The following is a 26,202-nucleotide window of genomic DNA, read 5'->3' as shown; positions in this document are numbered from 1 at the left end:
GCGGATGCTCCTGTTGTCTTGTGCGAACTCGGTTGCTGGCAGCGCACTCAGTTGCCGGCCAGCTTCATGCCGGTGACCAGCACCGAGCCAACGGTCTTGGTGCCCATCGAATACTCGTCGGTGCCGATGCCGACGATGTTCTGCAGCATGTCCTTGAGGTTGCCGGCGATCGTCACCTCGTGGACGGGGTAGGCGATCTCGCCGTTCTCGACCCAGTAGCCGCTGGCGCCGCGCGAGTAGTCGCCGGTCACGTAATTCACGCCCTGCCCCATCAGCTCGGTGACGAGCAGGCCACGGCCCAGGCGGCGGATCATCGTCGGCAGGTCGTCGCCGGGCGCGGTGGCGCGGCTGGTCATGCGCAGGTTGTGCGAGCCGCCGGCATGGCCGGTCGTCTTCATGCCCAGCTTGCGCGCCGAATAGCTGGACAGGAAATAGCCCTGCAGCACGCCGCCGTCCACGACCGAGCGGGCGCGTGTGGCGACGCCTTCGTCGTCGAACGGCGAGCTGCCCTTGCCCTTGGGCAAGTGCGGGTCTTCGGAAATGTCGATGTGCGGTGCCGTGACCGGCTTGCCCAGGCTGTCGAGCAGGAAGGTGGTGCGGCGGTAGAGCGCGCCGCCGCTGGTGGCCTGCACCAGCGCGCCCAGCAGGCCGATAGCGACCGTGCTCTCGAACAACACTGGCACCTCGGCCGTCGCAACCTTGCGTGCCTTCAGGCGCGACAGCGCGCGCTCGGCGGCGTAGCGGCCCACGGCCTCAGGCGAGGCCAGGTCGGTCGCAGCGCGCATCGAGCTGTACCAGGCATCACGCTGCATGCCCGAGCCGCGGCCGGCAATCGGCGCGACCGACAGCGAGTGCCGCGAGCTGGCATAGCCGCCCCGGAAGCCGCGCGTGTTGCCCATCCAGAAGTGCGACTGCTGCGCCGACACGGCCGCGCCCTCGCTGTTGGTGATGCGCTTGTCCACGCCCAGCGCCGCAGCCTCGCAGCGCAGCGCGATCTCGGCGGCCTGGGCCGCGTCGATGGCCCAGGGGTGGAACAGGTCCAGCTCGGGCCGGGCGGCCGCGTCCAGCGCCAGGTCGGCCGCGTCGGGCAGGCCGGCGAACTCGTCCTCGGCCGTGAAGCGGGCGATGTCATAGGCTGCGCGCACCGTGTCGCGGATGGCCTGCGGCGAGAAGTCCGACGTGCTGGCATTGCCGCGCCGCTGACCCAGGTAGACCGAGATGCCCAGCGACTTGTCGCGGTTGCGCTCCACGTTCTCCAGCTGGCCCAGCCGCGCCGACACCGACAGGCCGCAGCCCTCGGACACCTCGGCGCCTGCGTCGCTGGCGCCCAGCTTCTTCGCCTCGGCGAGGGCGTCTTCAATCCACTGCTGGAACTGCGCGGGGCTGTAGGCGAAACCGTCTTGGGCGTGGGACATGAATGCGAGGCAAATCGAGTGGGCGACAATCATAGGACTCGCTGAACACGGCCTCCGATGCAAGAAGACACCCCTGATTTCGAAGACGACGACGACTTCGACCGCCCCAGCAAGTCCCAGCTCAAGCGCGACATGACCGCGCTGCAGAAGCTCGGCGAGGACCTGCTCGCCTTGCCCGAGAGCCGCTGGGAGCCACTGGCCCTGCCCGAGATCCTGTACGACGCGCTGCGCCACGCCAAGAAGATCACCAACTTCGAAGGCAAGCGCCGGCAGATGCAGTACATCGGCAAGCTGATGCGCAAGATCGACCCCGAGCCGGTGCGCGAGGCGGTGGCTGCGTTCAAGCTGGGCCATGCGTCGGACAGCCTGCGGCTGCACCAGTCGGAGCGCTGGCGCGAGCTGCTGCTGGCCGACGACGCGGCGCTGCAGCAGTTCATCGACGGTCATGTCGATGTCGACATCCAGCAGTTGCGCAACCTCGTGCGTGCTGCGCGCAAGGACGCGGCCAACGAGCCCGAAAAACGCAGCGGCCGCGCGTACCGCGAGCTGTTCCAGTTCATCAAGGCGTCTGAGCCTGCAGCTGATACCGATGAGTGAGCCTGTTCGCATCGGCATCGTGTCGATCAGCGACCGTGCCTCCAGCGGCGTCTACGAAGACAAGGGCCTGCCCGCGCTACAAAGTTGGCTGACGAGCGCGCTGCACAACCCCATCACGTTCGTGCCCCGCCTCATCCCCGACGAGCAGGCCGGCATCTCGGCGGCGCTCATCGATCTGGTCGACACCGAACGCTGCGACCTCGTGCTGACCACCGGCGGCACCGGCCCCGCGCCGCGCGACGTGACGCCCGAGGCGACGCTGGCCGTGGCCGACCGCGAGATGCCGGGCTTTGGCGAGCAGATGCGCCAGATCTCGCTGCACTTCGTGCCGACGGCCATCCTGTCTAGGCAAGTCGCCGTCATCCGCGGCCGGGCGCTCATCATCAACCTGCCCGGCCAGCCCAAGGCCATCGCCGAGACGCTGGCGGGGCATGAGAAAGCCAGCGGCATCTTCGCGGCGGTGCCCTATTGCATCGATCTGATCGGCGGGCCGTACATGGAAACGAGAGACGAGGTCTGCAAGGCGTTCCGGCCGAAGGCGGCGATCCGACCGAGCCAGGCCTGAGCCGAGACCCTGCGATGTCCAGGGCATTCGCACGGCTTCGACTCGGATGGATGCGACTAACGCTTGCCGCGCTGAAAACCTTGATCCTCGGGCTGCTGGTGCTCTGGTATGCCCTGCTTCCCGTCACGCTCATCGATGACGCGTCGAGCCACTGGCGGTTGCATGGGAACGGCGCTTTGCCGCTGGGGACCGGGATCTCGTCGTTCGTTGTCGCCGGCGTGATGACTGCACGGCTGATCAGGCGCGTCTGGCTCGGACCCGTCATTGCAGCGGTGCTCTTCGTCATCCTTGAAGCCGGCACACATGCGCGCTGGGTCAACGACTTTGCCTGGTCGATGGACATCGCGCTCTTGCTTGTCATGGCCTTGATCTGGGTTGGATGTGCCGTCGCGCTGGCCATCCAGCTTCGACGGCGGGTGGCGCCGGTGTTGAGTCGCCATCCGTCCCTTCACGTCTTGCTCGCAGGCCTGACCAGCATTGCCACCGGCCTGATCGTGCTGATGCACCCCTCGAAACTGAATTTCCTTGGCCTGGCGTTCGCCTGGGCCGGCGAATCACCGGCGTCAGCCGACTTCGTGATCGCGCTTTACTACTCATTGAGCGGGTTCGCCGCCGGCTTCACATTGAAGCTGCTTTGGCCGTCAAACCAGCGCCTGTCCAAAGTGCCAGCCCTGGCGCTCGTGAGCATCTGGTGCGCACTCACGGCCAGGACCGTGCTGGACCCGGAAAACAGCCGCGCAGACCTATACGCAATGCCGGTATTGCCTGCGCTTGTACTGCTGGTGCCAGTTGCTGCTGCCGTACTCGCCGGCCTTTTGCTGGCCCATTGGCCTTCAAAGTGGAGCCGCTATGCGTGAACTGCTTCTGGCCGTCACCCTGCTGGCCGCAGCCGCTGGCTCGGTGCAGGCTTGCTCATGCGTACCGCCGGGCGATGACGAGGCGGCCTATTGGCGTGAACGTTGGGCGTTCTCTCAGGCTGTGGTGTTGGCGGAAATCATGGGCGAGTCGTCCGAACCCACCACCTCCTGGCTATCGCGGGACCACGTTCTCGGGTGGCACTCGCCCCTGCACCTCCGCCCGCTGCTGCACCTCGTCGTCAAACATCGCTGGAAGGGTGACTTCGCAGTCGGCACCGCACTCGTCGTCGAAAAGGTCGACGGGTCGATGTGCGGCTACGAGCGCTGGACGCAAGCACGCCACCACCTGCTGTACCTGACCAAGAACAAGCACTGGGTCGCCAGCCTGTGTGGCATGTCGCATCCTGTTTTTGACACAGCCAGCGCCATCCGGAAGCAGGACGCAGAGATCGCCAGGTTCCTGCGCGACGAGAGCACGCGGCAACAGCGCTGACGCGCCTACTTGACCAGCCGGTTCATCTCCGCCGCATCGAAAGTCTCGTCCCGCTGAGCATCGCAGGGCACGCAATCGCCAACCGGCTTGCCCAGCTCAGTCGACAGCTTGCACACCGCGTCCCACAGCAGCGCGATCTGGTGCTCGTGGCCCGAGGCGCTGTCGATGAGGCCGCGCATGGCCAGCGCCACCGGGTCGTCGCCCTGGGCCACGCCGTAGGCCGAGAAGCCCATTCGGGCGGCAGCTTCCTCGCGGGCCTGCTCGCTGGCGGCCTCGATGATGCGGGCCGGGTTGCCGACTGCAGTCGCGCCCGCCGGCACGGCCTTGGTGACGACAGCGCCCGAGCCGATGCGCGCACCGGCGCCGACCGTGAAGCCGCCCAGCACACAAGCATTGGCACCGACGATGACACCCGGGCCCAGCGTCGGGTGCCGCTTGGCGCCTTTCACGAGCGAAGTGCCGCCCAGCGTCACGCCCTGGTAGATGGTGCAGCCCTCGCCAATCTCGGCCATCTCGCCGATGACGATGCCCATGCCGTGGTCGATGAAAACCTTGCGGCCGAACTTGGCGCCGGGGTGGATCTCGATGCCGGTCAGGAAGCGGCCCCAGTGCGAGACCCAGCGCCCCAGCCACTTGAAGCCATGCGTCCACAGCCAGTGCGCGCGGCGATGAAGCGTCAGCGCATGCAGGCCGGGATAACAGGTCAGCACCTCCCAGGTCGACCGGGCAGCCGGGTCGCGCTCGAGGATCAGAGCGATGTCTTCGCGCAGGCGCTGGAACATGGTGTGTGCTGAAAGAAGGGCTGGCCAGTCTAGGCGCGGGGTCAAGAACCTGCTGAACCTGCGGTCTTCATCATCTGCCGGGCAATGCCGCGCAGGATGTGGACTTCCTCGTTGGTCAGCTCCGCGCGGTTGAAGAGCTGGTTCAGGCGCGGCATCAGCTTGCGCGGCGCGGCGGGGTCGAGATAGCCAATGTCGGTCAGTGCGGTCTGCAGATGATCCAGCAGACCTTGCACGGCGCGCGCATCGGCCCGCTCGGGGTCGGGCGTGCGCGCCTGCACGCCGAAGCCGCCGATGGCCTGGCGCAGGTCGTAGGCCAGCAGCTGCACGGCTTGCGCCAGGTTCAGCGAGCCGTAGTCTGGGTGGGTGGGGATGCTCAGCACCGCGTGGCAGCGGTAGACATCCTCATTGCTCATGCCGTAGCGCTCGGAGCCGAACACCAGCGCCAGGCGCGGCGGCGCTTCCCGTGCGGCCAGCTCGGCGAACAGCGCGCGCGGCTCGTGCGTGGGCGGGCCGAAGTCGCGCGGCGTCATCGCGGTGGCGCAGGCGTGGTCGACGCCGTCCAGCGCCTCGGCCAGCGTGGCCACGACGCGGGCGCGCGCCAGGATGTCCGCCGCGCCGCTAGCCATGGCCACGGCCTCCTCGTGGCAGAGCACATCGGCAAAGCGCGGTGCCACCAGCACCAGGTCGTGGAAGCCCATCACCTTCATCGCTCGCGCCGTGGCGCCGACGTTGCCGGCGTGGCTGGTGTTGATGAGAACGAAGCGTGTGGATTGCACGGGTTACTACCAAGCGGGCGGCTAGAATCGCGCGATTATCCGGGCCGACCTCTCGTCGTCTCGCCGCTCTTTCCTCCTGTCAGCCCCTTCCCCAGCGAGTGCCACGCATGCTGCAAACGTCTCACCATCCCATGCTCAATGTCGCCATCAAGGCGGCGCGTGCGGCTGGCGCCATCATCAACCGCGCCTCGCTGGACCTCGAAGCTCTGCGCATCAACACCAAGAGCCCGAACGACTTCGTCACCGAGGTCGACCACGCCGCAGAAGGGGTGATCATCGAGACGCTGCTGGGTGCCTACCCGGACCACGGCATCCTGGCCGAAGAGTCGGGCCGCACGCACGGCGCCAAGCATTCCGAGTACGTCTGGATCATCGATCCGCTGGACGGCACCACCAACTTCATCCACGGCTTCCCCGTGTACTGCGTGTCCATCGCGCTGGCGCATCGCGGCGTGGTGCAGCAGGCCGTCGTCTACGACCCGACCCGCAACGACCTCTTCTACGCCACCAAGGGCCGCGGCGCTTTCCTGAACGACCGCCGCCTGCGCGTGTCCAAGCGCACCCGCATGAGCGACGCGCTGATCGGCACCGGCTTCCCGTTCCGCCGTGGCGACAACTTCAAGCGCTACGTGAAGATGTTCGAGGAAGTCATGCAGCACTGCGCCGGCCTGCGCCGCCCAGGCGCTGCAGCGCTGGACCTCTGCTATGTCGCCGCCGGCTACTACGACGCCTTCTTCGAGACCGGCCTGCAGCCCTGGGACGTGGCGGCCGGCTCGCTGATCATCACGGAGGCCGGTGGCCTGATCGGCAACTTCACCGGCGAAGCCGACTATCTGCATCAGCGTGAAGTGGTGGCGGGCAACCCCAAGATCTACGGCCAGCTCGTCACCATGCTGTCGCCCTACACCCGCGTCATCAAGGAGGGTGACGCCGCCGCCCCCGCGCCGGCCGCAGACACGGTGGCTGCCGAAGCCCCCGCGCCCGTGGCCAAGAAGCGCGTGGCCGTGCGCCTCAAGAAGGAAGACATGGGCGGCGACGCCCCGGTCTGACCCATTCTTCTGCGCCCTGCGCTGCTGACGAAGCCCTCCTCGCGAGGGCTTCGCCGCTTCTGGCCGTGATGGAGTTGGCAGCCCTGGCGCCTACGGGTGAACCCGAACCTTGATCCGTGACTTGTGCACGGCACCACCCCTTACACGTGGGGGGTCGACTGGCCAAAATGCGACCCAACGCGGCACACAAGCCGCAGCGCTTCCACTCCAACCCACTGAAGGATTCCATGTTCGCTCGCTCCGCTATCGCTCTCGCCCTCGTTGCCGCAGCTTCCCTGGCGCAAGCCGATGTGAAGGTGCTGAAGAAGGTGGCTCCTGAGTACCCGAACGAGGCTGTCAAGAAGAACATCAACTCGGGCAGCGTGCGCGCCAAGATGTCCATCGCCGGCGATGGCAAGGTGGCCAACGTGGAAGTGGTTGAAGCCGAGCCCAAGCGCGTCTTCGACCGCGCCGCCGTCGAGGCGCTGAGCCAGTGGAAGTTCGAAGGCACCGGCGCCGCGCAGACGCACGAAGTGAAGCTGGTGTTCAAGTCCGAAGATTAATCAGGCGCTTCGCTGAATCAACAAGGCCCGCGACTGCGGGCCTTGCTCTTTTTGGGGCGCCAGATAATGCGCGGCCCCATGAAAGCCGACACCGCCCCCGACCTCGCCCCTCACACGCCAATGATGAGCCAATATCTTGGCTTGAAGGCGGACTTCCCGGACACGCTGCTGCTGTACCGGATGGGCGATTTCTACGAGGTCTTCTACGACGATGCGCGCAAGTGCCATGCACTGCTGGACATCACGATCACCACGCGCGGCCAGAGCGCCGGCCAGCCGGTCGTCATGGCCGGCGTGCCGGTGCATTCGCTGGAGAGCTATCTCGCCAAGTTGATCAAGCTGGGCGAGGCGGTGGCAATTGCCGAGCAGGTGGGCGAAGTCGGTGCCAGCAAGGGTCCGGTCGAGCGCAAGGTGGTCCGCGTCGTCACGCCGGGCACCATCACCGACACCGAGTTGCTGGCCGACAAGCAGGACGCCGTGCTGCTGGCCGTCAGCGGCAGTGGCCGCCGGCATGGGCTGGCGTGGTTGTCGCTGACGCAGGGCGAGATTGGTCTCGCCGAATGCAGCGACTTGGAACTGCCGGCCTGGCTGGCGCGGCTGTCGCCGGCCGAGGTGCTGGTGAACCGCGAGCAGCAGCCGACGGGCGTCATGAAGGCGCGCTTCCCGGTCACGAACCGGCCGAGCTGGCAGTTCGATGCCGCTCTAGGCCAGCGCAAACTGTGCGAGCAGCTCGCCGTGGCCAGCCTGCAGGGCTTCAATGCGCATGAGCTGACCCTGGCACATGCGGCAGGCAGCGCGCTGCTGGCCTTCGCCGAGCACACGCAGGGCCGCGCGCTGGCCCATGTGCGGTCCTTGCGCGTGCAGCGCGCCAGCGACCTGCTGGACCTGCCGCCCGCCACGCAGCGCAACCTGGAGCTGGTGCAGACGCTGCGCGGCGAGTCGTCGCCCACGCTGTTCTCGCTGCTGGACAGCTGCAAGAGCGGCATGGGCAGCCGCACGCTGCGCCAGTGGCTGCTGCATCCCAAGCGCGACCGCGCCGAGGCCATCTCGCGCCACAACGCCATCGCGGCGCTGCAGACGGAAGGCTTCGAGCCGCTGCGCGAGGCGCTGAAGTCGGTCAGCGACGTGGAGCGCATCTCCGCCCGCATCGCCCTGCGCCAGGTGCGCCCGCGCGAGCTGACCGGCCTGCGCGCGACACTGCAGGTGCTGCCACAGCTGCGCGCGGTGACGCCCGCTGCGCTGCGCGATGCCAGCCTGACCCCGCCGGCCGACATCCTTGAACTGCTGGAGCGCGCCATCGCGCTGGAGCCTGCGATCCTGACGCGCGACGGTGGCGTCATCGCCGACGGCTTCGATGCCGAGCTGGACGAGCTGCGCGGCATCCAGCAGAACTGCGACGGTTTCCTGCTCGACCTGGAAACCCGCGAACGTACCCGCACCGGCATTGCCAACCTGCGCGTGCAGTTCAACCGCGTGCACGGCTTCTACATCGAGGTCACCCAAGGCCAGGTCGACAAGGTGCCGATGGACTACCAGCGCCGCCAGACGCTGAAGAACGCCGAGCGCTACATCACGCCGGAGCTGAAGGCGTTTGAGGACAAGGCGCTGTCCGCCAACGAGCGGGCGCTGGCGCGCGAGAAGCTGCTGTACGAGCAGGTCATCGACGCGCTGATCACCCGGCTGGAGCCGCTGACCGCGCTGGGCCGCACGCTGGCTGCGCTGGACGCTCTCGCAGCTCTCGCCGAGCGCGCCGTCACGCTGAATTGGTGCCGGCCCGAGTTCGTGTCGCAGCCCTGCCTGGAGATCGCGGCCGGCCGCCACCCGGTCGTGCAGGCGCGCCTGGCCGAGACGGGCGGCACCGAGTTCATGCCCAACGACTGCAAGCTGGACGCGCGCACCCGGCTGCTGGTCATCACCGGCCCCAACATGGGCGGCAAGAGCACCTTCATGCGCCAGATCGCGCTGATCGCGCTGCTGGCCGCCATCGGCTCCTATGTGCCGGCGACGAGCTGCCGGCTCGGCCCGATGGACGCCATCCACACGCGCATCGGCGCGGCCGACGACCTGGCCAACGCGCAGTCCACCTTCATGCTGGAGATGACGGAAGGCGCGGCCATCCTGCACTCGGCGACCGACCAGTCGCTGGTGCTGATGGACGAGATCGGCCGGGGCACGTCAACCTTCGATGGCCTGGCTCTGGCGTCGGCCATCGCCAGCCACCTGCACGACAAGACCCGCGCCTTCACGCTGTTTGCGACGCACTACTTCGAGCTGACCGAGTTCCCCGCCAAGCATGCACAGGCGCAGAACTGGCACGTCTCGGCCGTCGAGAGCGGCGAGGACATCGTCTTCCTGCACGAGCTGCAGCCCGGCCCGGCCAGCCGCAGCTATGGCGTGCAGGTCGCGCGCCTGGCAGGCATGCCGGCCAGCCTGGTGCGCCAGGCACGCGCGACGCTGGAAGCGCTGGAAGCACGGCAGAACGCCGAGGACGATCAGTTCGACCTGTTCGCGGCGCCCCCGGCTCCGCCGCCATTGCCCGAGCCCAGCGGGCTGGTCGCCGCGCTGGACGGCATCGACCCCGATGCGCTGTCGCCGCGCGAAGCTCTCGAGGCGCTCTACAGGCTGAAGAAGATCGCCAAGACATGAGCGAGAAAGTCCTCGTCTTCTCTCATGCCAACAGCTACCCCGCAGGCTGCTACCGCCTGCTGTTCGACCATTGGCGCGCCGCCGGCTGGCGCGTCGAGGCGCTGGACCGCTTCGGCCATGACCCGCGTTTCCCGGTCACCGGCGACTGGCGCAAGTTGCGCGACCAGCTCATCCACTTCATCGACAACGACGTGAGACCCGAGGGTCAGGTCGCGCTGGCTGGCCATTCGCTCGGCGGCATGCTGAGCCTGATGGCCGCCTGCCGCCGCCCCGACCTCGTCAACCGCCTGGTGATGCTGGACTCGCCCGTGGTGGCAGGCTTCAAGGCCGCCGCCGTCGCCGTCGCCAAGACGACCGGGCTCATCCACCGCTACGGCCCGTCCAAGATCGCCCGCGAGCGCCGCCATGCCTGGCCCGACCGCGAGGCCGTGCACCAGCACTTCGCCGCCAAAAAGATGTTCGCCCGCTGGGACCCGCGCGTGCTGGCCGACTACATCGCCGCCGGCTTCGAGGAGGCCGACGGCCAGGTCCAGCTGCGCTTTCGCCGCGAGGTCGAAGCCCACGTCTACCGCACGCTGCCACACCACTTGCCGCTCTTGTTGCGCCTACGCCCACCGCAATGCCCGGTCGCATTCGTCGGCGGCACGCGCTCGGCCGAGCTGCGCCAGGCGGGCGCAGCGGCATCCAAGAAGCTGGCCGGCGAGAACTGGCGCTGGGTGGAGGGTTCGCACCTGTATCCCTTCGAGAAGCCCGACGACACGGCGGACTTGGTGCTCGATCTGCTGGGCTGACCGGCCGCCTCTCTTACAATCGCAATTTCCACCTCAGCGCGCTGTTCTGGCGCGCTGCAAGACATGACCAAATACGTCTTCGTCACTGGCGGTGTGGTGTCCTCGCTAGGCAAGGGCATCGCGTCGGCCTCCCTGGCTGCCATCCTCGAATCGCGCGGCCTCAAAGTCACCCTGATCAAACTGGACCCGTACATCAACGTCGACCCCGGCACGATGTCGCCCTTCCAGCACGGTGAAGTCTTCGTCACTGACGACGGTGCCGAAACCGACCTCGATCTGGGCCACTACGAACGCTTCATCACCACCCGGATGAGGCGCACCAACAACTTCACGACCGGCCAGATCTACAAGACCGTGCTCGAGAAGGAACGCCGCGGCGACTACCTCGGCAAGACGGTGCAGGTGATCCCGCACATCACCAACGAGATCCAGGAATTCATCAAGCGCGGCGCCGGCATCGGCACGCCGGACGCGGCCGATGTGGCGATCGTGGAGATCGGCGGCACGGTGGGCGACATCGAGTCCCTGCCCTTCCTGGAAGCCGTGCGCCAGATGAGCCTGAAGGCCGGCCCGACCAACACCGCCTTCGTCCACCTGACCTATGTGCCCTGGATCGCCGCAGCCGGCGAGCTGAAGACCAAGCCCACCCAGCACACGGTGCAGAAGCTGCGCGAGATCGGCATCCAGCCCGACGCGCTGCTGTGCCGCGCGGACCGCCGCATCCCCGACGACGAGCGCGAGAAGATCTCGCTGTTCACCAACGTCGCGGAGTACGGCGTGATCTCGATGTGGGACGTGAACACCATCTACAAGGTGCCGCGCCTGCTGCACGAGCAGGGGCTGGACCAGCTCATCTGCACCAAGCTGCAGCTCAACACCAAGAGCGCTGACCTGAAGCGATGGGACACGCTGGTCTATGAGGTCGAGAACCCCAAGACCGAAGTCACCATTGCCATGTGCGGCAAGTACACCGACCTGTCGGACTCGTACAAGTCGCTCAACGAGGCGCTGCGCCACGCCGGCATTCACAACCATGCCGGCGTGAAGATCGAATACGTCGACAGCGAGACGCTGACGCCGGAGACCGTCGGTGAACTGGGCAAGTTCGACGCCATCCTGGTGCCCGGCGGCTTCGGCAAGCGGGGTGTGGAAGGCAAGATCCTGGCCGCCCAGTACGCCCGTGAGCACAAGCTGCCCTACCTGGGCATCTGCCTGGGCATGCAGGTCGCGACCATCGAGGTGGCCCGCCACCTGGCCGGCCTGGAAGGCGCCAACTCGACCGAGTTCGAACCCGACACGCCCCACCCCGTCATCGCGCTGATCGACGAGTGGCAGGACGCCGACGGCAGCATCCAGAAGCGCGACGAGAAGAGCGACCTCGGCGGCACCATGCGCCTGGGCGCGCAAAGCTCGGACGTCAAGCCCGGCACGCTGGCCTTCGACATCTACGGCAAGGTCGTCACTGAACGCCACCGCCACCGTTTCGAGGCCAACGAGCATTACCTGGACCGCCTGCAACAGGCCGGCCTCGTCATCTCGGCCATCACCCAGCGCGAGAAGCTGACCGAGATGGTCGAGCTGCCGCGCGAGGTCCACCCCTGGTTCGTCGGCGTGCAGTTCCACCCCGAGTTCAAGTCCACGCCCTGGGGCGGCCACCCGCTGTTCACGGCCTTCATCAAGGCCGCGCTGAACCACAAGAAGGACGCATGACCATGAAGCTCTGCGGATTCGATGTCGGCATCGACCAGCCCTTCTTCCTGATCGCCGGCACCTGCTCCATCGAAGGCCTGCAGATGTCGCTCGACGTGGCCGGCCTGCTGAAGGAGGCCTGCGACTCGCTTGGCATCCCGCTGATCTACAAGGGCTCGTTTGACAAGGCGAACCGCTCGTCCGGCACCACCAAGCGCGGTGTCGGCATGGAAGCCGGCCTGAAGATCCTCGACGAGGTACGCCGCCAGACGGGCCTGCCCGTGCTGACCGACGTGCACGACGCCACCCAGGTGGCCGAGGTCGCCAGCGTCGTCGACGTGCTGCAGACGCCGGCCTTCCTGTGCCGCCAGACGGACTTCATCCGTGCGGTCGCGCAGTCGGGCAAGCCGGTCAACATCAAGAAGGGCCAGTTCCTCGCGCCCTGGGACATGAAGAACGTCATCGACAAGGCCCGCGCCGCTGCGCGCGAGGTGGGCCTGTCCGAAGACCTGTTCCTGGCCTGCGAGCGCGGCGTCAGCTTTGGCTACAACAACCTGGTCGCCGACATGACCAGCCTGGCCGAGATGCGCAACACCGGCGCGCCCGTGGTGTTCGACGTCACCCACTCGGTGCAGAAGCCCGGCGGCCTTGGCGGCTCCAGCGGCGGTGCCCGCGAGATGGTGCCGGTGCTGGCCCGGGCTGGCGTGGGCGCGGGGGTGGCGGGTCTCTTCATGGAGACACACCCGAACCCGGCCGAAGCCTTCAGCGATGGGCCCAATGCCGTGCCGCTCAAGCACATGAAGACGCTGCTGGCGCAGTTGGTGGCACTGGATCGCGTGGTCAAGCAACAGCCTCTCTTGGAAAACGACTTTTCCTGCTGAATCTATGGCTGCCTACATCCTCGCCAACGTCAAGGTCACCAACCCAGCGCAGTACGAGGATTACCGGCGCCTGTCGACGCTGGCCATGAAGGAGCACGGCGCCGAGGTGCTGGTGCGCGGCGGCAAGACGACCGTGCTGGAAGGCGACTGGTCGCCCGACCGCGTCGTGCTGCTGAAGTTCCCGACTCCCGAAGCCGCGCAGGCCTTCTACGACTCGCCCGAGTACGGCGCTGCGCGTGAAGCCCGCGAGGGCATTGCAGTCATGCGCATGGTGTTGATCGAAGGCGTGTAAGCGGCGTGGCCATCGTCGCACTGCTGCTGGGCGCGCTGTTTGGCGGCATTGCTGCCGAGAGCCTGATCGGCGCGTTCCTCGGTGCCGCCGTCGGCTGGCTTTTCTGGCAGCAGATGCAGCAAGGCCGGCGCATCGCCAGCCTGGAGCAGCAATTGCTGGCACGCGCGCCCGCACCGGCAGTGGCAGCTCAGCCTGCTGCCGTGCAAGCGCCTGTCGCAATGCCCGAGCCCGCGCCCGAGCTGACCAAAGCGGCAAGCACCGTCCCAGTGCCGCCTGTCATCGCAACGCCGGTCGCCTCATCTCAACCACCCAGGCCGACACCCCCGCCGCCTCCCGCGCCCACCCCGCGCCGCCCCATCCCCATGCCCGCCTGGGCCCAGCGCATCGCGGCGGCCAACACCATCGTCAAGGTCGGGCTGGCGATGCTCTTCCTGGGCCTGGCCTTCCTGGCCCGCTTCGCGGCCGAGAACGTCACGCTGCCGCTGGAAGTGCGCCTGGCCGGCATCGGCGCCACCGGCGTTGCGTTGCTGACCATCGGCTGGCGGTTGCGCGTTCGCTCGCGTGGCTACAGCCTGCTGCTGCAGGGCGGCGGCGTGGCCGTGGTCTACCTGACGCTGTTCGCCGCCGTCAAGCTGGCCGGCCTGCAGCCGCTGGCGCTGGTGTTCGCGCTGATGCTGTCCGTCTCCCTGCTGGCCGCGCTGCTGGCGGTCAAGCAGGACGCGCAGGCGCTGGCCGTCGTCGCGGCGCTGGGTGGCTATGCGACGCCGCTGCTGCTGTCGACCGGCGGCGGGGCCATCGCGATGCTGCTGGGCTACTACCTGGTGCTGGGCCTGGGCGTGGCGCTGGTCGCCTGGTTCAAGCACTGGCCACGGCTGAACCTGATCGCCTTCGGCTTCACGGCACTGATCGCCAGCGCCTGGGGCTTAACCGGCTACACGCCCGCCGACTACGCCGTCGCCCAGGGCTTCCTGATCGCCTTCTGGCTGCTGTTCACCGCCGTGCTGCTGATGCCGGGTCGCCGCGCTCAGGAGCCCGAGCGCTGGCTGCAGTCCACGCTGCTGTTCGGCGTGCCGGTGTTCGGCTCAGGCATGCAGTACGCGCTGCTCAAGCCGGACTCGATGGCCATCGCCCTGGCCGCGCTGCTGATCGGCGCGGCCTATGTGGGCCTGGCCGCGTGGGTGCGCCGCCGCCCAGCCCACGCGCTGGTGTTCGAGGCTTTCATCGCGCTGGGCGCGGTGTTCGGCACGCTGGTCATCCCCTTCGCGCTCAGCGCCGAAGCCACCGCCGGCGCGTGGGCGCTGGAGGGCGCAGGCGCCGTGTGGCTGGGCCTGCGACAGCGCCGCCTGCGCGTGCTGGCCAGTGGCCTGGCGCTGATGGCGCTAGGCGGCTTCACGCTGGTGTGGTCAATGTCCCAAGGTGACGCCTCTCATGCGCCATCGCAACTACTCAACGCGCTGCTGATCGCCGCCGCCGGCCTGGGCGCCGCGCGCTTCCTGGGCCGTGACGACAGCCGGCCCTGGCATGCGGGCGTCGCGTTTGCGCTGGTCGGCTGGGGCGCGTTGTGGCTCGCGGTCGCGGCGGGCATCGTGTTGGACCAGTGGGTGCAGGCACCGCACGAGTGGGCCGTCAGCGTCGCGCTGGTCGCCTCAATCAGCGCGCTACTGCTGGGCATGCAGGCGCTATGGCGCTGGCCCACCGCCGCTTGGCCCACCTCGCTGCTGCTGCCGGTCTGGGGCTTGCTGGGCATCCTGGGCACGGTGCTGCATGGCGCGCCGCTATCGGCAGGCGGCATCTGGGCACTGCCGCTGGTTTGGGCGGCTCAGGCGCTGGTGCTGCAACGCACGGCACCGCACTGGCCCGCGCTGCTGCGCAACGCCACGCATGCCGGCAGCCTGCTGGCGTTCGCGCTGCTGGGCGCGCTGCAGGGCCGCCACTGGACCGCCGATCTAGGTGACCCCGGCAGCGCCTGGGGCTGGCTGGGCTGGCTGCTGGTGCCCACGCTGTTGCTGGCCGCCGTACTGCACCAGCAGAAGTGCCTACCCGAGCGACAGGCTTGGCCGCTGCGCCTGGCACCTGCGGCCTATGCCCAGGCCGGCGCCGCTGTGCTGAGCCTCGCGCTGGCAGCCTGGGTGCTGATCGCCAACTGGGCCAGCCCCGGCAGCGCCCAGCCCCTGCCCTATATCCCGGTGCTGAACCCGCTGGACCTCGGCATCGCCGCCGCGCTGCTGGCCGTCGTCGCCTGGCTGCGCAGCCCGGCCGCCGCGAAGTTGCCGATTCAGATGCTGGCGGTGCCTGCCGGCCTGGCCTTCCTGTGGCTCAACGGCATGCTGATCCGCTGCTTCCACCACTGGGGCGGCGTGCCGTATCACGTCGACGGTTGGCTGGACTCGCGCGGCGTGCAGACCGGCCTGGCCCTGCTGTGGAGCGCGCTGGCGCTGGTGCTGATGCTGCTCGGCACACGCCGCCAGCAGCGCGCGCCCTGGCTGGCCGGCGCCGTGCTGCTGGGCGCCGTCGTGCTGAAGCTGATGGTGTTCGACCTGCAGGGCAGCGGCACCGTGCTGCGCATCGTCTCCTTCATCGGCGTGGGCGTCTTGATGCTGGTGATCGGCTATGTCGCGCCTCTGCCTGGTGCTTCCGGTTCGGCTGGCTCTCCACGAGATGAAAAACCACCTGTTTGAAATGCTGATCCTCCTGGCCGCCACTGCGGCCAGTGCAGCACCCCACCGCGCGCCGGTCGAGGTCACGCAGGCCGCGCCCTTCCTGAAGCTGGAGGCCACCGCCGAGGCCTGGCGGCACAGCCTGGCCAGCGACCTGAGCGACTGGCAGCTGCTCGACGCGCAAGGCCGCCGCGTGCCGTTCGCGCTTTTGCCGGATGACAGCGTCATCGTGCTGCCCGAGCGCGAGCTGAAGCTGTTCGCGCTGCCGCCCGCGCCCCAGCCGGCCTCGGCGCCGCCAAACAAGTCGCCAGCCGGCTGGCTGCTCGACCTGGGCGAGCCGGAGCACTGGACCGCCGAGCCGCAGCAGCTGCGCCTGCGCTGGCCGGCAGACGCTGCACCCTTTCAGGCCGGCTATCGGCTGGAGACCAGCGCCGACCTGCAGGCCTGGCGCCCGCTCGGCACCGGCCACCTGCTGGGCGTGAGCACCGGTGACGGCGCGCCGCTGAGCCAGCCGCTGGTGGCCCTGCCCGCCCGACCGCAGCGCTATCTGCGCCTCGTCTGGGACGACTCGGCCCGCAGCGTGCAGCCGAACGGCGCCACGCTGCTCGCCCAGCCCGCCGGCGCAGCGCCCAGCCAATTGGCCCGCACCGCGATCTTGTCCGCACCCGACACCGACGGCGGCTGGGTTGTGCCGCTGGGAGGCCCGCAGCCGCTGCTGAGTCTGTCGCTCACCGGCACCCAAGGCACCTGGGTGCTGCCCTTGCAGGTGCAGACGAGATCAAGCCCCAAGGCCGCCTGGCAGACCGTCGCGCGCAGCGTTTTCTACCGCGTCGACCGCAGCGGCGACACCGCCGATGCGGCGCCCGCGCTGCCGCTGTCGTTGAACGCCAGCGAGCTGCGCCTGCTGCCGCCGCGCGGTGCGGCGTTGCCACCGTCCAGCAGCTTGCAGCTGAGCTGGACCGTGCGCACCGCCCGCCTTGTCTGGGCCGCGCAGGGCGAGCCGCCGTTCAGCCTGCAGGTCGGCAAGACCGCCGTCGAGGCCGGCCCGCGCCCGCTCGCCGATGTCGTGCCCGATTGGCCGCGCGAGCGGTCACGCCTGGGCAGCGCCAGCCTCGGCCCCTTCACGGCGCAAGCCGACGAACCTTCGCTGCCGCCCCGCCGCCTGCTGCTGTGGGCCGTGCTGGGCCTGGGCGTCACCGCGCTCGCCGCCGTGACATGGCGGCTGTGGAAGCAGGGGCCAACGCACGAAGCCAGCACTTAAACTCCCGCGCCTGCACCGGCCGATTGATGTGACGCGGTAACGCCCCTTTGGCACACTGCGCCCGCCCGAATTTTTCACTTCCCTGGAGATACTGAATGAGCGCCATCGTTGACATCGTCGGTCGAGAAATCCTCGACAGCCGCGGCAATCCCACCGTCGAGTGCGACGTGCTGCTGGAGTCCGGCGTCATGGGCCGCGCGGCCGTGCCCTCGGGCGCGTCCACCGGCTCGCGCGAAGCCATCGAGCTGCGTGACGGCGACAAGAGCCGCTACCTGGGCAAGGGCGTGCTGAAGGCCGTCGAGCACATCAACACCGAGATCTCTGAGGCCGTTCTCGGCCTGGACGCCGCCGAGCAGGCCTTCCTGGACAAGACGCTGATCGACCTGGACGGCACCGAGAACAAGAGCCGCCTGGGAGCCAACGCAATGCTGGCCGTGTCCATGGCCGTGGCCCGCGCCGCCGCCGAAGAGTCCGGCCTGCCGCTGTACCGCTACTTCGGCGGCATGAACGGCAACCAGCTGCCCGTGCCGATGATGAACGTCATCAACGGCGGCGCCCATGCGAACAACTCGCTGGACCTGCAGGAACTGATGATCATCCCCGTGGGCGCACCGTCGTTCCGCGAGGCGCTGCGCTGGGGCGCCGAGGTCTTCCACGCGCTGAAGAAGATCCTGCACGACAAGCACATCTCCACCGCCGTCGGCGACGAAGGCGGCTTCGCGCCCAGCGTCGAGAACCATGAAGCGGCCATCCAGTTGATCCTGGACGCCATCGACAAGGCCGGCTACACGGCCGGCGAGCAGATCGCCCTGGGCCTGGACTGCGCCGCCAGCGAGTTCTACAAGGACGGCAAGTACGTGCTGGAAGGCGAAGGCGGCATCCAGCTGTCCTCGCAGGAGTGGACCGACATGCTGGCCACCTGGGTCGACAAGTACCCCATCATCTCCATCGAAGACGGCATGGCCGAAGGCGACTGGGACGGCTGGAAGATCCTCACCGACCGCCTGGGCAAGAACGTGCAGATCGTCGGCGACGACCTGTTCGTCACCAACACCAAGATCCTGAAGGAAGGCATCGACAAGGGCATCGCCAATTCGATCCTGATCAAGATCAACCAGATCGGCACGCTGACCGAGACCTTCGCCGCCATCGAGATGGCCAAGCGCGCCGGCTACACGGCCGTCATCTCGCACCGCTCGGGCGAGACCGAGGACAGCACCATCTCCGACATCGCCGTCGGCCTGAACGCCGGCCAGATCAAGACCGGCTCCCTGTCGCGCTCGGACCGCATGGCCAAGTACAACCAGCTGCTGCGCATCGAAGAAGACCTGGGCGACGTGGCGGTCTACCCGGGCCGTGCTGCCTTCTACAACCTGAAGTGATCCTTTCGGCAGCCCCCGCCATGCGGGCCGAGCGCCGGGCCGCTCCCAAGCCGGCCCGCCTTGGCGATGTGCTTGCGGCTCAATGCCGCAAGCATCGCCGTCCCCTCGGGGGACCGGCCAAGGTAGTCCTTGGACGAGGGGCACGATGAAAGTTCTTGCCCTGGTCCTGGCGGTCTTCGTGATCGCCATCCAGGCCCAACTCTGGGTGGGCCGGGGCAGCCTTCCGTATGTCGCTCACCTCCGGGAGGAGGTGGCGCAGGCGCGGGCCGACAACGACGCGGCCCGCGCCCGCAATGCCCAGTTGCAGGCCGAACTGCGTGATCTGCGCGAAGGCCTGGAGATGGTGGAAGAAAAAGCCCGCTTCGAGCTGGGCATGATCAAGTCGGACGAGATCTTCGTTCCCCTCGCCGCGCCGGCCTCGGCCGTCAGGCGCTGATGCTCGCCAGCCTCTGGGCCGCGCTGCTTGCGCCGGCCTTCTCCGCATTTGGCAGCCCCATCTCCTGGCTGGAGCTGGTCGCTTTCGTGCTGGCCGTGTGGATGGTCATCTGCAATATGCGGGTGAACCTGCTGGCCTGGCCGCTGGCGCTGCTCAGCTCGCTGATGTATTTCGCGCTGTTCTGGGACGGCAAGCTCTATGGCGAGGCCGGGCTGCAGATCGTCTTCGCCGTGCTGGCCGTCTGGGGCTGGTGGCAATGGCGCTTTGGCCGCACGCGCGATGGCGAGGCGCTCAAGGTGCGCCGCCTGGGCATGCAAGGCCTGTTGAAGCCGGCGCTGCTGACGCTGGCCGCCTGGCCGCTGCTGGGCTTGTTCCTGGACCGCGCCACCGACTCGCCGCTGCCCTACTGGGACGCCTTCCCCACCGTCGTCAGCCTGCTGGGCCAGTGGCTGCTGGCGCGCAAGTACGTGGAGAACTGGCCGACCTGGATCGTCGTCAACCTGGCCAGCGTCGTGCTGTTCGGGCTCAAGGGGTATTGGCTGACGGTCATCCTGTACGCCGGCTTCATCCCGATGAGCGTGATGGGCTGGCGGGCGTGGAGGCGGGCTTGAAGCTTGTCGCGCTGCTGGGTGCCGAGTGCACCGGCAAGTCCACGCTGGCAGAGGCGCTGGCAGCGCGATTCAACGCTGGCCTCGTCCCCGAGTACCTGCGCGAGTGGTGCGACACCCACGGCCGCACGCCGCTGCAACACGAGCAGGCCCACATCGCCGCCGAGCAGGCCGCGCGCATTGACGCGGCCTCACGCCAGCACGAGCTGGTGTTCTGCGACACCACGCCCCTCATCACGGCGCTGTGCAGCCAGCACTACTTCGACGACGACTCGCTGCTGGCCGACGCACTGGCCTTCCAGCGCCGCTGCGACCTGACGCTGCTGTGCGCACCCGACCTGCCCTGGCAGGCAGACGGCATCCAGCGTGACGGCCCGGCTGTGCGGCAGGCCTTCGACGCGCGGCTGCGCAAGGCCTTGGCACAGGTCGGCCTCGCCTGGAGCGACATCCAAGGCGACTGGCCGGAGCGGCTTGACCTGGCGCTGGCCGCGCTAGCGCCTCTGCCGCGCAGCTGACGCCACCATCAAGCTGACTGCGCGCTGCCCCCCCTGATCAAAGGGGCCGCACGCCTGAACACGAGCCGCCGCCAACGAGAATCACCGCTCACCTTCAGGGAACAAATACATGCCGCACCAGTCCGCTAGCAAGACCAACCGTTTCCGCGCCCGGGCCGTGTCGCGCGACATGCTGGTGGGCGCGGCGGCCACGGTGCTGACCGTGAGCCCGGCCGCGGCCGACATCGTCTACAGCGGCCTGGTGAACCTGGAAGCCGCTGCGGGCTGCCGGACGATTAACGTTGATCTGCCCGGCGGGAACCTCCTGTCCATCGGCTTCTACGGCTCAAGTGGCGGCGTCTCGGATGGCAAGGGCCCCGGCTGCAGGCCAACCCCGAGAGGTGAACAGTTCGGTGCCCACCTCAGCGGCACCGGCACGCTGGCCGGGCTTGTCGGCGCAGACGGCACATCGCTCGAGAAGCTGGCGGCCGGTGACCTCATCGGCACGGGCGGCAGCTACGCCGATCCCCAGACGACGCCCCCGCAGCCCTTTTATTACCAACTCATCACCGCCAGCGGCAAGGGCGGCGCCACTTCAACGGACACCCGGGGTGACTGGTCTTACGGTGAGACCGCCTTCTTCGGCTTCGCATTCGTTGACAGCGGCGCCACGCACTACGGCTGGGGCCGCTTCACGCTGGGCACCGACTTCGACGACTCGCGCCTGGTCGACTACGCGTACGACAACGCCGGCGCCGCGATCCAAGCGGGCGCGGGCGCTGACATGCCCCTGCCCGAGCCGGGCACGCTGCTGCTGACGGCAATCGCCGGCATCGCACTGCTGGCACAGCGTCGACGCGCCTGAGCGGGCGGGCGACCCGCCATGCACGACCTGCGCGAACGCTACCAACGCGTTCCCTACGAAGACTTCGTCAGCCCGCTCACCGACCCCGGCCTCAGCGGCACGATTGCGCGCCTCTACGGCATCCCGGCCGTCAGCGCCGATGGTTGCCGCATCCTGGAACTGGGCTGTGGTGCCGGTCTGAACCTCAGCGCCATCGCGGCCCGCCATCCGAGCAGTCACTGCATCGGCATGGACCTCGTCCCCGAGCGAATCTCCGAGGGCCGCCAGCGCGCCGCACGCGCCGGGCTCACCAACATCGAATTGCTGCAGGCCGACCTGGCCGACTTCAACTGGCCCGGCGAGCGCTTCGACCGCATCATCGTCTGGGGCCTGTTCTCGTGGGTTCCGGATGCGCTGAAGGCGCGCATCTTCGAGATCGTCGCCGCCTGCCTGGCACCCGGCGGCGTCGCCTGCATCTGCTTCCTGACCTACCCGGGCTGCAAGCTCAACGAGGGCCTGCGCGACCTGATGACGCTGCAGTCAGGCGACGGCCTGCCCCAGGAGCGGCTCGCCACGGCCCGTGCGGCCCTGACGACGCTGGCCGAAGCCGGCGCGATGGGCGCCCGACACCATTCGTCCATCCAGGCCTGGCGTCAGCAGGCGCAGGAGCTGCTCGGCAAGTCGGACGCGCTGCTGTTTCACGACGAACTGGGCAGCGACTACGACCCCTGCTACCTGCTGCAGTTCGTCGACTGGGCCGCCGAGCACGGCCTCGCCCACCTGGCAGACGCCGACACGCCCGGCGGCGCAGAGCATCTGCTGCCGCCCGACATGGCCGCGCGCGTCGCGGCATGGAGTGACGACCCGCTGGCGCGCGACCAGTTCGCCGACTACCTGACGCACCGCACGCTCAGGACGGCGCTGCTCGTCCGCGCCGAAGACGCGGTGACTGCCGCCTTCACGCCGGCCGCGGTGCGCGAGCTGAGCCTGGGCAGCCTGCTGCAGCCGTTGGCCGACGCGGCCGGGTTTCACCATCCACGCGGCGAAGACATCGCTGTGGCCGATGCCGACGTTGCCACACTGCTGCGCGCCGCATCGGCGGGGCAGGGCTTGCGGCGACCGATGGGCGAGTGGCTGGCTGCCGCCGACGACGCCTGGCCGCGCGTGGGCGCGACCCTGTTCGGCCTGTTTGCACGCAAGCTCGTCTCGCTGAGCCAGACGACCGACACCGCGCAGCCGCCCAAGCGCCCTGCGCTGCATGCCTTCAACCGCCTGCTGCTGGCCGAACGCGCGATGCTTGTCAGCGGCCACCACCAGCCCATGCCGCTGCCTGCCGCCGAGGTCGCTTTTTTGCGCAGGCTGGACGGCAGCCTGCTGCGTGACGAACTGCTGGCATGCGCCGAGGCGCAGCGGCTCGGCGGCGAGCGCTCGCAACAGCTGCTCGATGTGCTGTGGCGCCAGGGCAGCCTGCTGACCGGCTGATCAGCGCCCGAGCAGCAGATGGTCAAACAGCTGCGTGCCGCCCGCCCCGCCCAGCGGCACCAGCATGGCCTTCAGCAGTGGCTGGTCAAAGAATGACGCGAACGCGCCGCGCTGGTTGTTCTCGACCTGGGCGATCAGGCGCTTGAAAGGCTCGACCAGGTCGGCCCGCGGCTTGCCGCTGCCGGCCAGCCAGCGCTGGTCGGCCTGCATGGACTCCAGCGCGCGCCGGCGCGTGTTCTCGGCGGCCTGCTTGAGCAGCACGGTCAGCCCGATCAGCGCCGCCACGTAGACGCTGACGCCGACCGCGATCGCCGGCGTCATCGCCCAGTTGTCGAACAGCCGGCTGCGCGCCACCACCAGCAGCGCCAGCACGACGAAGGGCCCGATGACGAGCCGCGCCACCGGCGCGCTGCGGCGGGCCACGACCTGCACGTCGATCCAGTCGTCCAGCAGCGTGTGCGAGTCGAACTCGCCGGCCTCGTGGCGCTCCTCGGGCCTGGCCTTGAAGCGCCGGGCCCACAGCTCATGGTGCTCGTCACCCAGCGAGCGGGCGAACATGTCGATCGTGGCCTGGGGGTAGTAGCTGCGCCCGGCGTTCATGTGCTGCACGAAGCGCACCAGCAGCACGATGGCGTCGCCCACCGCGACGATGAGCAGCGGCAGCATCAGCAGGATGACGTACAGCGTGGCCTTGACGATCTGGCGGTGCTCGTCGCCGCGCACCGGCACCTCGGGGATCTGGCCCTCGGACAGGCCCAGGAACATCAGCCCGACGAGGGCCAGCGTCAGCACGAACCACACCAGCACGCGGGCGGCGCGCGGGCGGGCCGCGCCGCGCTCGGCGTACTCCTTCCAGAGCTGCTCGAAGCTGCAGCTGAAGCCGACGCCCGGTTTCCAGAACAGCACGCTGACCCGCTCGAACCAGCCTTCGGCCAGCTCGCGCAGACTGCTGCGCACTATGGGCGGCGCCACGGGCGGCGGCAACTTGAGCCAGTCGGAGTCGTCGCGCAGCTGCTGCAGCGAACAGGCCCAGGCCCAGTCCAGTGTCCAGAAGATGGCGAACAGCGCCAGCAGGTGGATGAGGTGCGAAGGCCAGGCGCTGACGCCCTCCAGCCAGGCCACCGGCTCGCAGGTGCTGCACAAGGCCGTGCCGCGCCAGCCGACGGATGGCCAGGCCAGCCACAGCCACACGGCGGCCATCATCAGCAGCACGACGAGATGCAGCCGGTCCACGCCGGCCGCCTGGTGGGGCGGCGGCGGTTGCTCGCGCCGCGCCGACAGCAGCGCCGGCAGCACGGCCAGCAGCGCGCCGAAGCCGGCCAGGCTGGCCAGCAGCAACGCGTGGATGAAGTCCATCCGGCTGGGCAGCACGAACTCGATGAGGCTGGCCAGCACGTAGGAGAACAGCCCCGCGTGCAAGGCCACCAGCACGATGGAGGTCATGTCCATCTGCGGCTGGTTGTTGCGTGTCGGCTCGCGCAGAAAGACGCGCCGCGCCTGCTTGATGGCCGGCGTGGACGGCCAGATGAGCAGCATCGTGCCGGTGATGACGATCATCAGCACGGCCACAAGGATGCGGCCCGCGTTGTTGAGCGCCGGCCGCGCATCCAGTGCATAACCGGCCAGGGGCACGGCATTGCTGCGGCCCACTTCGTAGAGCGAGGGGTTCAGCAGCGCCTGATCCAGCGCGGCGCGCTCGCGCTGCTTGCAGTCGTCGCTGCGGCAGCCGGCGCGGCGCGCGGCCGCGTAGGTGCTGGTCTGGTAGATGTCGCGCAACGGCGGTGTACCAGCCTGCAGGTTGACGGGCTCGGGGCCGGTCTTCTCCGTCTGCGGCGGCGGGTAGAAGGCCAGCGGCAGGCTGCTGGCGACGACGAGGTTGCGCGTGAAGGCTTGGGTGCGCGGGTGCAGGTAGCGCGCGTCCATGTCCGTCGTGAAGAACATCTTGTCGGAGAAGTCCTCGTGCAGGGCCTGCAGCACCAGCAGCTTGTCGTGCACGTCGTTGGCGAAGATGCCGATGGCGCCGATGGGCGGCAGCTCGCGGTTGGTCTCGCTGCGTTTGAGGTCGGCACCCAGACGGCGCAGGTAGTCAAGCTGGTCGCGGCTCTCGGGCCATTCCAGCATCTGCGTGGTCTTGGCGGCGGCCTGTGCAGCGGTGGTCTCGCGCGTGGTCACGCCGTCCAGCCCGCGGAAGAAATACACCACCTCCAGCTGCAGCCGGTCCTGGCTGCCCTGCCCCAGCCGGTGCTTCAGCTCGGCCACCAGCGACTGCGCGTACAGCGAGTCCCGCTCGGCGACGACGACGACGCGGCGCCGGCTCTCCGGCGACAGGCGCAGGCGGATCTCGGCGTCCAGCTTGCGGATCAGCTCGCCGTCGTTGCCCACCGTGCGCTGCAGCACCACCGAGCGGTTCTCGCCCGTGATGCGGCCGAACTGTTCGGTGACGAAGGCGTCCAGGTCCTGCTTGTTCAGCTCGGCCAGCATGCGGTTGGGCGCCGTCGAGGCCGAGTTGTAGAACTCGGCGCGGGACAGCAGCCGGTAGCCCTCCTGCACGTCGGTCGGCAGCCCGGGGTTGTTCTGCATGCCCGGCATGGCGCAGCGCTGGGCGGCCACCGAGGCCGAGGCGCCGGCGGCCGTGCTGCGGTCGGCCGCACAGCGCAGATCGGCCAGCGCCAGGCGCAGCGCGTCGGTGGACGACGGGCCGATGACGGCCAGGCTGGGCTGGCCGCCCTCCTTGAACTTGAAGTTCGCAAGGCCCCGCGCCCGCTCACCGATCAACTGCTGCGTTAGGCGAACCAGCGCGTCGAGCTTGCGCGTGGGCAGAGAGTTCTCGTCCACCCACAGCATCACCACTTGCGCATAGCGGGCGCTGCCGGCACGGCCCGGCTTGTCCCGGTGGCTGGTGCGTTGGGACAGCAGCTCGTAGGGCACAACGAAGGGCGCGCGCGCCTTGGCCGGCTGGCTGGCGGCGCTGGCTGCGCTTGCAGGTCCGCTGGCGGCCTTGGCCGGCTGGGCCGGCGGCGGCTCCAGCAGGTCGAACTCCAGCAGGCTCAGGCGCTCGGCGTTGTCGGGCACGTAGTCCATGGCCAGCAGGCCGGCCAGCGCGGCATAGCGCACGCGACGGCGGGCTTCCTCGGCGCCGACGAAGTCCGCGCCCGGCAACAAGCCCAGCACAACCAGGGTGTCGTCCAGGCGCTGGTCCTGGTCGCGGTCCAGCTTGGCCAGCATGTTGCGCGGGTCGCGCGCCTCGGCCACACGGTCCAGGCAGTCGACGTCGATCTCGCGCGAGGCCTGCTTGCGAAAGCGCTCGCAGCGGTCCGCGCGCTCGGTCTCGTAGCGGCGCAGCGCGGCGAAGGGGTCTTCCCACAGCCGCGCGTTGACTTCCAGCTCCGGGTCCAGCGGCGCCTGCGCGCGCGGCTTCTCGGCCGGGCGCAGCGGCTCGAAGGCATGGGGCACCAGCTGCGTGCTGGCGACAAACGCCACCAGCACCGCCGCACTCGCCCACGGAAAACCGCTCAAGCCGCTTCTGGCATCTGCCATCGCCCGCTCCTGGCCCATGCGAAAACGGGCCACCCGGCAAAGTGTCAGCTTGGGGTGCTGGCGTCAATCACTACGGTGGCGCGCGTCCTCAGACGGCATGAGGGGCGTTGCTGAAACGCTGAACGC

Annotated in this window: 23 protein-coding genes; 19 read left to right on the top strand and 4 right to left on the bottom strand. The window is 68.7% G+C overall.

Translation table 11 applies throughout. The features are described 5' to 3' along the window. Positions 1-47: 47 nt before the first annotated feature. Positions 48-1,415, bottom strand: coding sequence for a metalloprotease PmbA (gene pmbA / locus ACG00Y_RS15295; protein ID WP_394480242.1), 1,368 nt, complete (start codon positions 1,413-1,415; stop codon positions 48-50). Positions 1,416-1,472: 57 nt separating this feature from the next. Between pmbA and yjgA the strand changes: the two genes are divergently transcribed. Genes yjgA through ACG00Y_RS15275 form a run of 4 tightly spaced genes read left to right on the top strand, consistent with a single transcriptional unit; the run spans position 1,473 to position 3,927 of the window. After that, positions 1,473-2,012, top strand: a complete 540-nt coding sequence (yjgA, locus tag ACG00Y_RS15290; RefSeq protein ID WP_394480241.1) for a ribosome biogenesis factor YjgA — start codon at positions 1,473-1,475, stop codon at positions 2,010-2,012. After that, a complete protein-coding gene (gene mog / locus ACG00Y_RS15285; protein ID WP_394480239.1) occupies positions 2,005-2,577 on the top strand; it encodes a molybdopterin adenylyltransferase in 573 nt (190 codons plus the stop codon). The genes yjgA and mog overlap by 8 nt, the downstream gene beginning before the upstream one ends. 14 nt (positions 2,578-2,591) lie before the next feature. Continuing rightward, positions 2,592-3,434, top strand: a complete 843-nt coding sequence (locus tag ACG00Y_RS15280) for a hypothetical protein (protein WP_394480237.1) — start codon at positions 2,592-2,594, stop codon at positions 3,432-3,434. Next, positions 3,427-3,927, top strand: coding sequence for a hypothetical protein (locus ACG00Y_RS15275; RefSeq protein WP_394480235.1), 501 nt, complete (start codon positions 3,427-3,429; stop codon positions 3,925-3,927). The genes ACG00Y_RS15280 and ACG00Y_RS15275 overlap by 8 nt, the downstream gene beginning before the upstream one ends. Before the next feature lie 5 nt (positions 3,928-3,932). Here the strand turns inward: ACG00Y_RS15275 and cysE are convergent, their stop codons facing one another. Together cysE and ACG00Y_RS15265 are read right to left on the bottom strand one after the other, a co-directional pair. Beyond that, positions 3,933-4,709, bottom strand: a complete 777-nt coding sequence (cysE, locus tag ACG00Y_RS15270; RefSeq protein WP_394480233.1) for a serine O-acetyltransferase — start codon at positions 4,707-4,709, stop codon at positions 3,933-3,935. 41 nt (positions 4,710-4,750) lie between these two features. Further along, entirely contained in the window at positions 4,751-5,485 is a 735-nt protein-coding gene (locus ACG00Y_RS15265) for an RNA methyltransferase (RefSeq protein ID WP_394480231.1), read from the bottom strand. Positions 5,486-5,592: 107 nt separating this feature from the next. Here ACG00Y_RS15265 and ACG00Y_RS15260 point away from each other — a divergent pair, with 107 nt between their 5' ends. The 15 genes from ACG00Y_RS15260 (at position 5,593) to ACG00Y_RS15190 (ending at position 22,539) form a co-directional block, all read left to right on the top strand. Next, a complete protein-coding gene (locus ACG00Y_RS15260) occupies positions 5,593-6,534 on the top strand; it encodes an inositol monophosphatase family protein (protein WP_394480229.1) in 942 nt (313 codons plus the stop codon). Between the two features lie 227 nt (positions 6,535-6,761). After that, positions 6,762-7,076, top strand: a complete 315-nt coding sequence (locus ACG00Y_RS15255; protein WP_394480228.1) for an energy transducer TonB — start codon at positions 6,762-6,764, stop codon at positions 7,074-7,076. Between the two features lie 120 nt (positions 7,077-7,196). Beyond that, on the top strand, positions 7,197-9,722 hold the full coding sequence (gene mutS, locus ACG00Y_RS15250) for a DNA mismatch repair protein MutS (RefSeq protein WP_394480631.1): 2,526 nt from the start codon (positions 7,197-7,199) through the stop codon (positions 9,720-9,722). After that, positions 9,719-10,513, top strand: a complete 795-nt coding sequence (locus ACG00Y_RS15245) for an alpha/beta fold hydrolase (protein ID WP_394480227.1) — start codon at positions 9,719-9,721, stop codon at positions 10,511-10,513. Before mutS ends, ACG00Y_RS15245 begins: the two co-directional genes overlap by 4 nt. Positions 10,514-10,576: 63 nt before the next feature. Beyond that, entirely contained in the window at positions 10,577-12,223 is a 1,647-nt protein-coding gene (locus ACG00Y_RS15240) for a CTP synthase (RefSeq protein ID WP_394480225.1), read from the top strand. 2 nt (positions 12,224-12,225) lie between these two features. Beyond that, the gene (kdsA, locus tag ACG00Y_RS15235; protein WP_394480629.1) at positions 12,226-13,083 is read left to right on the top strand and encodes a 3-deoxy-8-phosphooctulonate synthase; all 858 of its coding nucleotides are present in this window, start codon (positions 12,226-12,228) and stop codon (positions 13,081-13,083) included. 4 nt (positions 13,084-13,087) lie between these two features. Then, positions 13,088-13,375, top strand: a complete 288-nt coding sequence (locus tag ACG00Y_RS15230; RefSeq protein WP_394480223.1) for a DUF1330 domain-containing protein — start codon at positions 13,088-13,090, stop codon at positions 13,373-13,375. A 5-nt stretch (positions 13,376-13,380) separates the two neighbouring features. Further along, positions 13,381-16,053 carry a DUF2339 domain-containing protein gene (locus tag ACG00Y_RS15225; protein WP_394480222.1) on the top strand — a complete coding sequence of 891 codons (2,673 nt, stop codon included), beginning with the start codon at positions 13,381-13,383 and terminating at the stop codon, positions 16,051-16,053. Position 16,054: 1 nt separating this feature from the next. After that, positions 16,055-17,293: a DUF3999 family protein gene (locus tag ACG00Y_RS15220; RefSeq protein ID WP_394480220.1), complete on the top strand. Its 1,239-nt coding sequence runs from the start codon at positions 16,055-16,057 to the stop codon at positions 17,291-17,293. 95 nt (positions 17,294-17,388) lie between these two features. After that, on the top strand, positions 17,389-18,675 hold the full coding sequence (eno, locus tag ACG00Y_RS15215; RefSeq protein ID WP_394480218.1) for a phosphopyruvate hydratase: 1,287 nt from the start codon (positions 17,389-17,391) through the stop codon (positions 18,673-18,675). A gap of 145 nt (positions 18,676-18,820) precedes the next feature. Beyond that, complete coding sequence (locus tag ACG00Y_RS15210; protein ID WP_394480216.1) at positions 18,821-19,111, top strand: septum formation initiator family protein; 291 nt, start codon at positions 18,821-18,823, stop codon at positions 19,109-19,111. Then, entirely contained in the window at positions 19,111-19,722 is a 612-nt protein-coding gene (gene pnuC / locus ACG00Y_RS15205; protein ID WP_394480214.1) for a nicotinamide riboside transporter PnuC, read from the top strand. The genes ACG00Y_RS15210 and pnuC overlap by 1 nt, the downstream gene beginning before the upstream one ends. Beyond that, entirely contained in the window at positions 19,719-20,234 is a 516-nt protein-coding gene (locus tag ACG00Y_RS15200; protein ID WP_394480212.1) for an AAA family ATPase, read from the top strand. Before pnuC ends, ACG00Y_RS15200 begins: the two co-directional genes overlap by 4 nt. A gap of 109 nt (positions 20,235-20,343) precedes the next feature. Next, positions 20,344-21,078 (top strand): PEP-CTERM sorting domain-containing protein, encoded by a 735-nt coding sequence (locus ACG00Y_RS15195; RefSeq protein WP_394480211.1) that lies wholly within the window; start codon positions 20,344-20,346, stop codon positions 21,076-21,078. Positions 21,079-21,096: 18 nt separating this feature from the next. Then, entirely contained in the window at positions 21,097-22,539 is a 1,443-nt protein-coding gene (locus tag ACG00Y_RS15190; RefSeq protein WP_394480210.1) for a methyltransferase domain-containing protein, read from the top strand. Here ACG00Y_RS15190 and ACG00Y_RS15185 read toward each other — a convergent pair whose 3' ends face one another. Then, positions 22,540-26,076, bottom strand: a complete 3,537-nt coding sequence (locus ACG00Y_RS15185) for a hypothetical protein (protein ID WP_394480208.1) — start codon at positions 26,074-26,076, stop codon at positions 22,540-22,542. Positions 26,077-26,202 lie beyond the last annotated feature (126 nt).

The organism is Pelomonas parva (genome assembly GCF_043555835.1).
Lineage (GTDB): Bacteria > Pseudomonadota > Gammaproteobacteria > Burkholderiales > Burkholderiaceae_C > Pelomonas > Pelomonas parva.
The sequence above is the reverse complement of the archived record's forward strand: the minus strand, read 5'-3'. Positions and strand labels throughout refer to the sequence as shown.